The following is a 13,665-nucleotide window of genomic DNA, read 5'->3' on the forward strand; positions in this document are numbered from 1 at the left end:
GCATGCAAATTACGACTCCTGATATTGGGGTGGACAAGGCAACGGTTGCCGAGATTCTGGTCAAAGTAGGGGATAGCATTGCAATTGATGAAAGTATTGTTTTGCTGGAATCTGATAAAGCCTCAGTTGAGGTGCCCAGTACTTCAGCGGGAATAGTTAAAAATATTCTGGTGAGTCAGGGTGATGAAGTTACTGAGGGTACTCTCCTGATTGAACTGACCGCAGAAGATGCTGCTTCAAATGTGGTTGAGTCGCAAAAGGCCGAGGCTACTCAAAAAACTTCAGAAAACACCCCAACTTCTTTGCCCGATCAAGAGATCATGCAGGAGCTGGCATCGCATCAGCCAAAAACGTCTGCTACGTCTGAGGCTCAAGCAGGCTCGGAAGTGGTCGATGTCCAGATTCCAGATATTGGTGTAGAAAAAGCCACTGTCGGTGAGATCTTGGTGTCTGTCGGCGACCAAATTGAGCTCGATCAAAGCATCGTGGTGGTGGAATCAGACAAGGCAACAGTTGAAGTACCCAGTACGGTTGCAGGCACAGTAGAGTCCATCGACATCAAAGAAGGCGACACGATTAAAGAAGGGGTGGTGATTCTTAAAGTGAAAACTGCGACTTCGGCAGCGCAGGCACAGACAGAACCAGCTCAAGCCGAAGTCACTCAACCGGAAACTCAGGAGAAAGCCGTCGAAGCGCCGCAAGCTTCAGTAGCACCTGCTGGTGATGTGGAAGTGATGGTGCCTGATCTAGGTGTCGATAAAGCAGCTGTGGCTGAAATTCTGGTTCAGGTCGGTGATACGGTTGAAAAAGACCAGAGCATCATCGTGGTTGAGTCGGACAAAGCCACAGTCGAAGTGCCAAGCACAGCCGCAGGCACGATCAAGGCCATTCATGTTGAGCTGGGACAAAATGTCTCTGAAGGCGTTGCACTGCTGACGATTGAAGCTGAAGCGCAAGCAGAAGCTGCTCCTGTTGCAGCCAAGGCAGAAGTAGCAAAAGCAGCAGAAGAATCAAAAGTGCCTGCTACAAATGCAGCACCAGCGCCAGCTGCATCTTCTAATCAAGCAGTCGCGACGTCTGATAATGCAGACAAGCTGACCAAAGAACAGAATGCTGCCAATGCTCAAGTTTATGCAGGTCCTGCTGTACGCAAGTTGGCACGTGAATTGGGCGTGGTGTTGGCCGATGTCAAGGCATCCGGTCCGCATGCACGTCTGATGAAAGAAGACCTGGTGGCTTATGTGAAAATGCGTTTGACTACACCACAAACCGCTTCAGTTGCGCCAGCTGCTGCCGTGGCGTCTGGCTTGCCAAAGCTGCCAAGCTTTGATGCTTTCGGTGGGGTAGAGGAGAAGGCGCTGACGCGATTACAGCAAGTATCTATTCCACAGCTGTCACTCAACAATTATATTCCGCAAGTGACGCAATTCGACTTGGCTGACATTACTGAACTTGAAGCATGGCGTAATGAACTGAAAGGCAACTTTAAGAAAGAAGGTTTAAGCCTGACTATTATGGCATTCATCATCAAGGCAGTAGCACACCTGCTACAAGAAGAGCGCGAGTTTGCAGCTCACCTGTCAGATGATGGCAAATCGATATTGCTGCGTAACGAAATTCATATGGGGATTGCGGTCGCCACCCCTGAGGGCTTGACTGTACCTGTGCTGCGTCATCCGGAGCAGAAATCCATTAAGCAGATTGCAGTCGAGCTTGGTGAGCTGAGTCAGAAAGCCCGTGACAAGAAGCTGTCTCCAAAAGACTTGCAGGGGGCAAACTTTACCATTACCAGTCTGGGCTCAATTGGAGGTACGGCATTCACACCATTAGTCAACTGGCCGCAGGTGGCTATTCTGGGGATTTCTCCAGCTACCATGCAGCCAGTCTGGAACGGAGAAGGTTTTGATCCACGCCTGATGTTACCGTTATCATTATCCTATGATCACCGTGTGATTAATGGTGCAGATGCCGCCCGTTTTACCCATAAGCTGACCAAGTTGTTAAAAGATATTCGTACTCTATTACTCTAGAACATAGCTTAAAACACTAACCCTGCTTCGGCAGGGTTTTTAATTTGTAAAACAGCCAGTTCTTGCTTATAATCACAGCACTTCATTGGGGAGTAGCCGCCTTTGGCGCAAGTTCAAAGGGTGATGGTCAACATATTTGTCCTAAAACGGGCATGGTCATCATAGCAAAACACCAAACCAGCTTTTCTAAGCTTCTTTTGTTGGCAAGACCTTTGATTTACCCTCTGCACATTTTGGCTGGCAGGAGCGGTAAGTCATCGGTAAAACATGCCAGCCAGAGAAAAATCACATGTACGAATTCCTGCTTTCGACTGTTATTGTTGCCTTGGCCGAAATGGGCGATAAGACCCAGCTGCTTGCACTACTTCTTGCTGCACGTTTTCGAAAACCCGCTCCTATCCTGCTTGCCATTTTATTGGCGACTCTCATTAATCACGGTCTGTCTGCTGTGTTGGGGCAATGGGTCACCACAGTCATCGGGCCTGAAATCCTGTTATGGATTGTCTCGATCGGCTTTATTGCGATGGCTGTCTGGATGCTTATTCCCGATGAGTTGGGAGATGAAAACGACAGTATCAATAAATGGCAAAAATTTGGCGTTTTTGGGGCAACTTTTGTTTTATTTTTTCTGGCAGAAATTGGAGATAAAACCCAGATTGCGACCGTTGCATTGGCAGCACGTTTCGATAGCGTTTTCTGGGTCATGCTAGGCACTACTTTAGGGATGATGCTGGCCAATGCACCGGCTGTCTTTATTGGAGACAAGCTGGCACATAAATTACCAATTGAATTGATTCATAAAATTGGCGCGGCAATTTTTCTGGTTATCGGGGTGGGCACACTGGTCCAGCATTATTTTTTCTAGGCCCAACAAAAATTGTATGAATCCTGAGCTGAAAACTCAGGATTTTTTATTGCCAAATTTATCTCAAAATATTGATAAATAAAGTGATCTGTCGAGTTTTTTTGATTGTAAGTTTAACTTATTCCTTATATGTTATACGAGTTAAGAAAAAGTAATTTTAAATTTTAAAATTGGGGATTATGAATGGCCTTCGAGCGCACCACATCGCAAGTCTTGTTTGATAATGGAATACATAAATGTATTAGTTTTACCAGTCTTGTTAAAGGCGAAGGTGTCCAGGCCAATCAATTTTTGATTTTGGACAATGAGCGCGCTGCCGTGCTGGATCCAGGCGGTGATTTAACTTATGTTCCGCTGACCATGGAGCTGAACAAATACACCCGTTTGACCAATCTGGATTATGTGATGGCCTCGCATCAGGACCCGGATATTATTACCTCCATGCCGCGCTGGCTGGTATATACCGATGCCAAAGTGGTGGCTTCTAAGCTTTGGGCGCGCTTTTTACCGCATCTGAACTCGGCCTTTATGAGTGAGCGAATGAAAGGCAACTGGCTGGATCGTCTGGTAGAACTGCCAGATCATGGTCAGGTGATTACGCTTGGTCAGTCGAAGATCGTGGCTATTCCTGCACATTTCTTGCATTCGGTTGGAAACTTCCAGTTCTATGACCCGATCGCAAAAATTTTATTCTCGGGAGATATGGGGGCCTCGATGGTGGAGGATGCATCTCGGCCGCTGGAAAATTTCGCCGCGCATATTCCAAAGATGAAAGCTTTCCATCAGCGCTATATGTGTAATAACAAGATCATCCGTTTGTGGGTGAATATGGTGCGCAAGATGGATGTGGAAATGATCGTACCGCAGCATGGCACACCATTTGTTGGAAAAGAGCAGATCAAACAGTTCTTGGACTGGATTGAAACTCTGGAATGTGGCACGGACCTGATGGACGAGACTGTATTTACCTGTCCTGAATAGGGCAAGAAAATACAAAATTTTTCTTGAGTAGAAAAACAACATTTTTTATATTTTCTCTTCACAAAAAAAATTCATGACGAGAATTTATACGAAATGTTATCTCAAGTTCCAACACAGGATGCATGTCTGAGCTGCGGCGCATGTTGCGCTTATTTCCGGGTTTCTTTTTATTGGGCAGAGGGGATTCCGATGCCGGAGCACTACACAGAACCGGTGACCGCAGTATATTCCTGTATGGCTGGAACCAATCAGAATAATCCGCGCTGCATTGCCCTTGAAGGCACGGTGGGTGAGCAGGTCAGCTGTGGCATGTATGAGCTGCGCAGTTCTTCCTGCAAAGAGGTGCAAGTTGCTGATGCCCAGTGTAATAAGGCCCGTCTGGCACATAATATGATTCCCTTTATCCAGATTGGGGCAGATGAAGCGGAAAATGACGACAGTTTCGAGCGCGTCGGTTAATACAACGGCCAACTGAAAAAGCAGGATTTAGGTCCTGCTGATTTTAAAATTCAAGCCAGTATGGAGGTGGTGAATAATAATTAACCCGTTGATTAAACAATAAAATTGAATATTTTTGTCAGATAATTAAAAATAAGTACAGATTGAGACGAATAAATTTCGCAATTACAATGAAATTTAGGGCAAGATTTGTTTATAATAGCGCACGGAAATTACCAGTGAGACTGTTATGTTGACCATCGTTCAAGACGCGTTAACCTTCGATGATGTCCTATTACTCCCTGCCTACTCTACTGTCCTCCCAAAAGATGTCTCTCTAAAGACACGCCTGACTCGCGGCATTAACCTGAATATTCCTCTTGTGTCTGCAGCTATGGATACGGTGACTGAGTCACGTATGGCCATTGCTATGGCGCAGAATGGTGGTATCGGTATTCTGCACAAGAATATGGATATTGCTGTACAAGCAGCCGAAGTACGCCGTGTGAAGAAATTCGAAGCAGGCATGGTGAAAGACCCGATTACAGTTACCCCTGAAACGACAGTACGTGAGCTGATTGCCCTGACTCAGGCGAATAATATCAGTGGTGTGCCTGTTGTTAAAAATGGCAAAGTGGTCGGGATCGTTACAGGTCGTGATACACGCTTTGAGACGAATCTTGAACAGCCTGTCAGCAATATTATGACGGGTCAGGATCGTCTGGTTACGGTTCGAGAAGGTGAGTCCAAAGAAAATATTCAGGCTTTACTGCAACAGCATCGTATTGAAAAAGTCCTGGTGGTAAACGAGCAGCAGGAATTAAAAGGCCTGATTACCGTTACAGATTTCCGTAAAGCCGAGCTTTATCCGAATAGCTGTAAAGATGATCTGGGTCACTTACGTGTCGGTGCCGCAGTGGGTACGGGGATCGAAACACCAAGCCGTGTGGAAGCCCTGATTGAAGCTGGCGTTGATGTGATTGTAGTAGATACGGCACATGGTCACTCTGCAGGTGTAATTGAGCGTGTACGCTGGGTGAAAGCCAACTATCCACAAGTTCAGGTCATTGGCGGCAACATCGCAACAGGTGATGCGGCACTTGCCCTTCTGGATGCGGGTGCGGATGCTGTGAAGGTCGGTATTGGCCCAGGTTCAATCTGTACCACACGTATCGTTGCGGGTATTGGTATGCCACAAATCTCTGCGATTGATTCTGTGGCGAGTGCCTTGAAAGATCAGATTCCATTGATTGCAGATGGCGGCATCCGTTTCTCTGGTGATATGGCCAAAGCGATTGGTGCAGGTGCAAGTACAATCATGGTCGGTTCATTGATGGCGGGTACTGAAGAAGCTCCTGGCGAAGTTGAATTCTTCCAGGGCCGTTATTACAAGGCATACCGTGGCATGGGCTCACTGGGTGCAATGGCGGGTGCAACAGGTTCTGCTGACCGTTATTTCCAGGACGCTAAAGCCGGTGCCGAGAAACTGGTACCAGAAGGCATTGAAGGCCGTGTACCTTATAAAGGCCCAATGGGCAATATCGTACATCAGATGATGGGCGGTCTGCGTTCTTCAATGGGTTATACCGGTTCAGAAACGATTGAAGACCTGCGTCAAAATGCGAAGTTTGTGAAAATTACGTCTGCCGGCATGTCTGAGTCGCATGTGCATGATGTGACAATTACCAAAGAAGCACCAAACTACCGTGTAGGTTAATTTTCCTGCAGGGTGGTTGCTAAAAAGGCCGTCATATTCATGACGGCTTTTTTGTTTTGGTGTACAGTGTTGCAGAATGAAAAAAGGATGATGTAAATCACCCGCTAAGATAAGAAGTGAGACAAAACATGAGTTATTTTGGTACCGATGGTATTCGCGGAAAATTTGGTGAATTGCCTATTACTCCTGAATTCGCCCTGAAACTGGGCTTTGCGGCAGGGAAAGTATTAAAGCGCTACAGCCAAAAAAACAAACCATTGGTGGTCCTGGGTAAAGATACACGTTTGTCTGGTTATATTCTGGAGTCAGCACTACAAGCCGGTCTAAATGCTGCTGGGGTCTACGTACATTTGCTCGGACCTTTGCCAACCCCTGCCATTGCCCATCTGACTCGTGCCCTGCACGCAAGTTTGGGGATTGTGATTTCCGCATCGCATAATCCCTATTTTGATAACGGTATTAAATTCTTCTCGGGCGAGGGGAAAAAACTGCCCGATTGCCTACAGGATGAAATTAATCAGGAGCTTGAAAAAGAGCTGGCAATTGAAGATAACGCCAACTTGGGTAAAAGTGTACGGGTCAAAGATGCCAATGGCCGTTATATCGAATTCTGTAAATCGACTTTTCCTTACCATCTGCATCTGAATGAACTAAAGATAGTGGTAGATTGCGCCAATGGCGCGGCCTACAACGTTGGACCAGCAGTGTTCCGTGAGCTGGGTGCAAGCGTGATTGCGATCCACAACACGCCTACTGGTCTGAATATTAATGCAGATTGTGGTTCTACCCATCCTGAAAGCCTGCAAAACGCAGTCGTGGAGCACCAGGCTGATCTGGGCATTGCCTTTGATGGTGACGCTGACCGAGTCATACTGGTGGATCAGCAAGGCAACTTGATTGATGGTGACCATATTCTGTATATCCTGGCGACTCAGGCATCGAAAAAACCGGCCGGGATCGTGGGTACACTCATGAGCAATATGGCGCTGGAACTGGCTCTGGAAAAAGCCAATATTCCATTCTTGCGTGCCAAGGTCGGGGACCGGTATGTCCTGCAAGGTCTGGAAGAAAATGGCTGGTCTATTGGAGGCGAACCTTCAGGTCATATTCTGACTCTGGACAAGAGCACCACAGGCGATGCCATTATTGCTGCCTTGCAAGTTCTGACCGTCATGGTTGAGCAGAAAAAAGCCTTGCATGAACTGGTGGCTGATTTTCAACTGTTGCCAAATGTCCTGGTCAATGTGCGTTTACAGGCGATGTTCGACCCCTATGCGGTCCCTGAACTGGCCGCTGAATTTGCCAAAGCTGAAGAACAGCTGAAAGGCCGTGGACGCTTGCTGATTCGTAAATCCGGTACAGAGCCTGTGATCCGGGTGATGGTCGAAGGCGAGAATCTGGAAGAAGTAAATACTTTGGCTCATTCGCTGGCAGATGCTGTACGTCAGCATGCAGCTTAACAAGGTGATGATATGACTGATGTGATCAAAGATCTCAGTGAACTGCGTCTGAATTATCAAAAAGGTGAATTGCACGAAGACCTCGTCAATCCAAATCCGCATCTGCAGTTTTTGCAATGGTTCAACCACGCTCTGGAAGCGCATTTGCATGAACCCTATGCGATGTCGCTTGCTACGGCAAATGCACAGGGTCGTCCTCATGTGCGTACGGTGTTGCTACGTGGTGCAACAGAGGCTGGTTATGACTTCTATACCAATTATGACAGTCAAAAAGGCCTAGATCTGGCAGAAAATCCGTATGCCGAATTATTGTTTTACTGGCAAGAGCAGGAGCGTCAGATTCGAATTTCTGGCCGTGTGTTGAAAATTGCCGAAGAAGAATCTACGGATTATTATCATAAACGTCCGCGTGATAGTCAGATCGCTGCGCATGTCAGTACGCCGCAAAGTGGCGCGATTGCCAACCGGGAAACATTACAGCAACGTTTTTGGGATCTGCACGATCAGCTGGCAAATCAGGAACAGCTGGATAAACCGGCATTTTGGGGCGGATATCGTGTGCAGCCCGATTATTATGAGTTCTGGCAGGGCCGGCCCAACCGTTTGCATGACCGCCTCAGTTATACTCAAACCGAGGAAGGCTGGACTTTACAGCGTTTAATGCCTTGATCATGTCAAAACTTGAAATCAAACAACGCCCATTTCTGGCACGTCCTGAAAATTTTCAGGGCGTACCGTCTTTTCTGGCTAATATTCTGGCACGTCGGGGTGTAGCGTCTGAACAGGAGCTCGAACTAAAACTAAAGCACCTGCTGGCTCCGACCATGCAAGGCTTGCCTGAAGCGATCCAAATAATAGACCGGGCCATTGATACCGGGCAGAAGATTGTAATTGTTGGTGATTATGATGCCGATGGCGCAACCAGTACTGCTCTTATGGTGCTGGCGCTACGTGATATGGGCGCGGATGTGCATTATCTGGTGCCGGATCGTTTCAAGTATGGCTATGGTCTGACTCCGGCGATTGCAGATCTGGCCTTTGCCAAATTCACACCGGATTTACTGATTACCGTAGATAACGGCATTTCTAGCCATGCGGGAGTGAAGCAGGCCCAAGCGCATGGCATGCAGGTCATCATTACCGATCACCATTTAACGACCAAGCCGACACCGCCTGCAGAAGCTGTGGTTAATCCCAACCAGTTGGGCTGTAATTTTCCGAGTAAGGCGCTGGCAGGGGTGGGGGTGGCATTTTATGTGCTGGCCAATCTTTCTACCCAGCGCAAGAAGTCAGGTAAATCTTCTACTGTTATTACCCATTATCTGGATCTGGTTGCGCTGGGCACCTATGCCGATGTGGCAAACTTAGACTATAACAACCGGATTTTAATTGATGCCGGCCTGAAGCGTATTCAACAGCAGCTGTGTCGCCCGGGAATCAGTGCCTTACTCGAAATCTCTGGCCGCGATGCAGCAACTTTAAAAGCACAGGATCTGGGCTTTGTGCTGGGACCGCGGATTAATGCCGCAGGTCGTATGGAAACCATGGACATCGGAATAGAATGTCTTATCGCATCTGATTTCGCGAGGGCCTATCCTTTGGCGGAGCAGTTGAATCAGCTCAATCTGGAACGGCGTCAGGTAGAAGGCAAAATTAAGCAGGAAGCGCTGGTTGAGCTGGAAAAAATCCAGCTAGATGCAACCGAACTGCCTGCAGCCTTAATCATGTTTGAAGAACACTGGCATCAGGGTGTGATTGGAATTGTGGCAGGCCGTTTAAAAGAGCAGTTCCACAGGCCAAGTATCGTGTTTGCTGCCGATGATGACGGCATTCATATCAAGGGTTCAGCACGTTCTATAGAGGGGATTCATATCCGCGACATGATTGAACGGGTGGCTGAACAGTATCCGCATCTGATCAGCCATTTCGGTGGTCATGCCGCTGCCGCAGGTCTGACGATTCAAAAGCAGCATTTTGCTGAATTTAAACAGGTCTTTGAACAGTTGATTGCCAGTCAGGATGAAAGCCTGTTTACGGCGATACTCTGGACAGATGGTGAGTTGGCATCGGCTGACTTCCATCTGCAAACGGTTGAACTGCTGGAGACGATTTCTCCTTGGGGACAAAAATTTCCACCACCAGTATTTGAAGGGGTCTTTAAGATCCTGGATTATCGCTGGCTCAAGGATATACATTTAAAACTGCGTGTGGCGTTGAACAATGGTCAGGTGGTCGATGCGATTGCCTTTAGTGCTGCTGATAAATACTGTTTTGATCCGATGCAAGATCAAGTGCGTTTGGTGTACGAACTGGATAAAAATATCTTTAATGGTAATATCAGTCTGCAAATGCGGATTCTGCACTTAGAGCAATAAAATTAAAAAACCGCTCCAATGAGCGGTTTTTTTGCTTTTAATCGCAGTGATTAGAAGCGGTATGCACCACGTACGCCAAAAATATTGCCTTCATCAGCAAAATCAATTGAACCTTCTAGACTAACTTGTTGAGTAAAGAATTTCTTCGCACGAATAGTAAATACATCACTATTTTCTAGGTCAGAATCAGAGAATCCTAGACCAACACTGAAAGTTTTGTCGAGGTATAAGTCCGCGCCTAGGTTATACGCATCTAGATCACCGAAGCTTGCGCCACCTTCAAAGTTCATATCGTATTGACCCACTTGTGTTACGTATTTTGCACGTAAAGTTGGATCGACATCATCGCCTGCATCATTGTCATAACCTGCCAAGCCAACCGCAACCAATAGACCAGGAACAGGTAAATAACCTAGTTCTGCTGAGTACAGAGTTGTATCATCATCACCAATTGGCGTATCAGTAGATGATTGACCAATATTACCACTTACATAAAAATCTGAATTTGGAACAAAATATTCAACACCTACATTAAATGTAGTGACATCAAATAAATCGTAATCAATATAAGAAACTGCTGCATTGATATTGCTTGCACGATTTAAAAATGCTGCTTCATTAAGAGGCGAATTTTTAACTTGAACTGGATTGAAGTAGTAAGTCCCATCAATTGCAAAACCAGTAGAAGTATCTCCATTATCTGGATCAACAAGAGCAATAGTACCCCCCACTTCAGCTTGATAAGCGTGAGCGGTTCCTAGGCTAGCAATAAGTGCTGTAGCAAGAGTAAGTTTCTTAAGCATTTAGATTTCTCTCTTTGTTATAAAAATATGACTGTTTGATGAACAGTTGTAACGAATTGTACAGATAATAGATGCTCAGTCAATGTACCAAAAAGATCTAAATACGGTCTGGAAACGCAAAAAACCCATCCGAGGATGGGTTTTTTATAAAAACTGGATTAGGGTTTAGCTTAGAAGCGGTATTTTGCTGCTACACCAAATTTGTTGTAGTCATTATTTCCTGCTTCACCAAAGCCCACTCGACCTTCCAGGCTGACTTGCTGGCTAATGAACTTACGCGCATTGATACCAAATTCGTTTTGATCCATTAGATCATTATTCTGATAATCAACACCCACGCTCATGGTTTTATCAATAAAGTAATCTGCTGCCAGATTGTATTCATCCAGATCACCAAAAGCTGCACCCGCTTCTAGATTAATATCTTTACCATTGCTGAGCGTAGTGACATATTTTGCACGTAATGTTGGATCTACGCCGTCATCATCATCATTGTCCCAGCCTTTTACACCGGCAGCAATTAACAGGCCTGGTGCTGGTAGATAACCGACTTCTGCAGCATAAGTGGTTAAATCATTATCCAAATCATCGTTGTCTTGAAGATCATGTCCATTGATGTTACCGCTCAGGTAGAAGTCTGAATTCGGTACAAAATATTCTGCTCCTACGCCATAACGATGCGCTTCAGAATCACCCACTTCATCATATTGATATTGAGCGCTGACGTTACTGGCACGATCAAGGAAAGCCGCTTCGGCTAAGGGTGCATTACGTGTTTGGACCGGATTAAAGTAATAGGTACCATCAACACCGAAAGAGCCGCTTGAGCCACCATGATCAGGATCAATAAGTCCTGCTGATGCACCAATTTCTGCCTGATAAGCATGAGCCGCTGTACCAGTGATTGCGAATACTGAAAGTAGTGCTGAAGTGATTGCTAGTTTTTTCATGCGGATACTCCCCTCTGAATTAGGGCTTAATTTAATAATCTTTTGTTACAACTTTCAGTCTAGAGCAATTCTAACAATCGTCAATCTTATGAAAGTTACCATAATGTGATTAATGTAATCTTGTGTAAGAATATCTTAATAAGTATTTGAATATTAAAAACAAAAATTAATTGTTTTGTTTTATTAAAATTGTGTGGATATTGTGGAAGGTGTTAAAAATGCTGATTTTTTATCCAGTTTGGAGTAAGAGCTTTGATATTGAAATTGAATCGGTTGAGGGGCAGATAAGCAGCTTTTTGACTCTATATTTTGCAAGACAGTGAGTTTTATTTTTGTGAAAAATAAACCAAATTTAACAGCAAGATCAATTCAGAATAAAACCTGTCCATCTTCAAGAGCTTGGGCGAAGAGCTAGCTCAATTGCCTAAAAAGAGTGTGATATAATAATAAGCTAAAAATTTTATGCCTAATTTTGACTGAGAGTAATTCGCGTGGAAATTAATCCGTATCTAAACCAATTAAAAAACTTGAACGAACGTGGTCAAACACTACGGGGGTATCTTTGACTACGATCTGAAAAAAGAGCGTTTAGAAGAGGTCCTGCGTGAATTAGAAGACCCGGCGATCTGGAATGACCAGAATCGCGCTCAGGCCATGGCCAAAGAAAAAGGCGAACTTGAGAATGTCTTAAATGTACTGGATGATCTGGCCATCCAGCTTGAAGATGCTCAAGCCATGCTGGATCTTGCTGTTGAGGCAGATGAAGAAGCAATGCTTGAGGATGTACAGGCAGAGCTGGATGCTGCTGAAGAGGGGCTGGCCAAGCTTGAGTTCCGTCGGATGTTCAATAACCCGATGGATCCAAACCCGTGCTATGTCGAGATTCAGGCCGGTTCAGGCGGTACAGAAGCTCAGGACTGGGCGTCGATTTTGCTGCGTATGTACCTGCGCTGGATTGAACGTCATGGCTTTAAAGCAGAATTGATGGAAGAGTCTGACGGAGATGTGGCGGGAATTAAATCTGCCACCATTCGTGTGGAAGGCGAGTATGCCTATGGCTGGTTACGTACCGAGTCGGGTGTGCATCGTCTGGTACGTAAATCCCCATTTGACTCTGGTAATCGTCGTCATACTTCATTCTCTGCGGTATTTGTCTCTCCGGAAGTTGATGACAATATCGAAATTGATATTAATCCCTCAGATGTACGTACCGATACCTATCGTGCATCGGGTGCAGGTGGTCAGCATATTAACAAGACCGACTCTGCGGTACGTTTGACTCATATGCCAACCGGAATTGTAGTGGCGTGTCAGAACCAGCGTTCCCAACACGCCAACCGTGATCATGCCTGGAAACAGCTCCGTGCCAAACTTTATGAGCTGGAAATGAGCAAGCGTAATGAAGCTGCGCAGGCACTGGAAGATTCCAAGTCAGATATTGGCTGGGGCAGCCAGATCCGCTCTTATGTACTCGATGATTCGCGCATCAAGGATTTACGTACCGGTGTAGAAACCTCGAATACGGGGGCTGTACTGGATGGTGATCTGGACAAGTTTATCGAAGCGAGTCTGAAACAGGGTCTCTAAGATACGATTGAAAAGCGAGTGTAATCAGACTTTTACAGGCTATACTCTTATATCTGTATTCTTCGATATATAAATCGAAAAAATGCGATATAATGGGGGAGATGCTGAATAAAGTTTGGTTGCGCCCCAGATAGTGATGTGCTTATGGATTTTGATCTAATTTTTAAAGCCCTGGCCAATCCGACCCGTCGGCAGATTCTGGAGTGGTTAAAATCACCCGAGCAATATCTGCCTGTGGAAGAGTGTGATTATTTTCAACGCGGGGTCTGTGCAGGCCAGATTGAGCGTTTAGGCCAGGTGTCACAGTCCACCATGTCCAATCATTTGTCCGTGCTGCAACAGGCAGGCCTGATTTCTGTAACCAAGCATGGGCAATGGTCGTATTTTTCGCGTAATGAAACTTTAATTCAGCAGTTTGTCGAATATATACAACAACACCTCTAATCAAGCAGGTGGGAG

Annotated in this window: 12 protein-coding genes and 1 riboswitch; of the genes, 10 read left to right on the forward strand and 2 right to left on the reverse strand. The window is 45.8% G+C overall.

Features of this window, described 5'->3' with window-relative positions:
• The first annotated feature begins 2 nt into the window (after window positions 1–2).
• The 8 genes from NI467_RS05445 (at window position 3) to recJ (ending at window position 9,866) form a co-directional block, all read left to right on the forward strand.
• Window positions 3–2,030: a 2-oxo acid dehydrogenase subunit E2 gene (locus tag NI467_RS05445; RefSeq protein ID WP_253151514.1), complete on the forward strand. Its 2,028-nt coding sequence runs from the start codon at window positions 3–5 to the stop codon at window positions 2,028–2,030.
• Between the two features lie 75 nt (window positions 2,031–2,105).
• Window positions 2,106–2,232: riboswitch (yybP-ykoY riboswitch) on the forward strand.
• Between the two features lie 87 nt (window positions 2,233–2,319).
• Window positions 2,320–2,895, forward strand: coding sequence for a TMEM165/GDT1 family protein (locus NI467_RS05450; RefSeq protein WP_151206900.1), 576 nt, complete (start codon window positions 2,320–2,322; stop codon window positions 2,893–2,895).
• Between the two features lie 183 nt (window positions 2,896–3,078).
• Entirely contained in the window at window positions 3,079–3,876 is a 798-nt protein-coding gene (locus tag NI467_RS05455; RefSeq protein ID WP_151204811.1) for an MBL fold metallo-hydrolase, read from the forward strand.
• A gap of 93 nt (window positions 3,877–3,969) precedes the next feature.
• The gene (locus NI467_RS05460) at window positions 3,970–4,335 is read left to right on the forward strand and encodes a YkgJ family cysteine cluster protein (protein ID WP_151206899.1); all 366 of its coding nucleotides are present in this window, start codon (window positions 3,970–3,972) and stop codon (window positions 4,333–4,335) included.
• A 229-nt stretch (window positions 4,336–4,564) separates the two neighbouring features.
• Window positions 4,565–6,031 (forward strand): IMP dehydrogenase, encoded by a 1,467-nt coding sequence (guaB, locus tag NI467_RS05465; protein WP_151204813.1) that lies wholly within the window; start codon window positions 4,565–4,567, stop codon window positions 6,029–6,031.
• Between the two features lie 128 nt (window positions 6,032–6,159).
• Window positions 6,160–7,491, forward strand: a complete 1,332-nt coding sequence (glmM, locus tag NI467_RS05470; RefSeq protein ID WP_253151516.1) for a phosphoglucosamine mutase — start codon at window positions 6,160–6,162, stop codon at window positions 7,489–7,491.
• 12 nt (window positions 7,492–7,503) lie between these two features.
• Window positions 7,504–8,160, forward strand: a complete 657-nt coding sequence (gene pdxH / locus NI467_RS05475) for a pyridoxamine 5'-phosphate oxidase (RefSeq protein ID WP_253151518.1) — start codon at window positions 7,504–7,506, stop codon at window positions 8,158–8,160.
• Between the two features lie 2 nt (window positions 8,161–8,162).
• Window positions 8,163–9,866 carry a single-stranded-DNA-specific exonuclease RecJ gene (recJ, locus tag NI467_RS05480; RefSeq protein WP_253151520.1) on the forward strand — a complete coding sequence of 568 codons (1,704 nt, stop codon included), beginning with the start codon at window positions 8,163–8,165 and terminating at the stop codon, window positions 9,864–9,866.
• Between the two features lie 50 nt (window positions 9,867–9,916).
• Here recJ and NI467_RS05485 read toward each other — a convergent pair whose 3' ends face one another.
• Window positions 9,917–10,669, reverse strand: a complete 753-nt coding sequence (locus NI467_RS05485; RefSeq protein WP_151206894.1) for a putative porin — start codon at window positions 10,667–10,669, stop codon at window positions 9,917–9,919.
• Window positions 10,670–10,839: 170 nt separating this feature from the next.
• Window positions 10,840–11,619: a putative porin gene (locus tag NI467_RS05490; protein WP_151206893.1), complete on the reverse strand. Its 780-nt coding sequence runs from the start codon at window positions 11,617–11,619 to the stop codon at window positions 10,840–10,842.
• 491 nt (window positions 11,620–12,110) lie between these two features.
• Between NI467_RS05490 and prfB the strand changes: the two genes are divergently transcribed.
• Window positions 12,111–13,206, forward strand: a protein-coding gene (gene prfB / locus NI467_RS05495; RefSeq protein WP_151204819.1) for a peptide chain release factor 2 whose coding sequence is annotated in 2 segments (ribosomal slippage) — window positions 12,111–12,182 and window positions 12,184–13,206 — 1,095 coding nt in all. Because the reading frame shifts where the segments join, the coding sequence is not laid out codon by codon here.
• A 144-nt stretch (window positions 13,207–13,350) separates the two neighbouring features.
• A complete protein-coding gene (locus NI467_RS05500; RefSeq protein ID WP_253151522.1) occupies window positions 13,351–13,650 on the forward strand; it encodes a helix-turn-helix transcriptional regulator in 300 nt (99 codons plus the stop codon).
• Window positions 13,651–13,665 lie beyond the last annotated feature (15 nt).

Source organism: Acinetobacter sp. S4397-1 (assembly GCF_024129285.1).
Taxonomy (GTDB): domain Bacteria; phylum Pseudomonadota; class Gammaproteobacteria; order Pseudomonadales; family Moraxellaceae; genus Acinetobacter; species Acinetobacter lwoffii_C.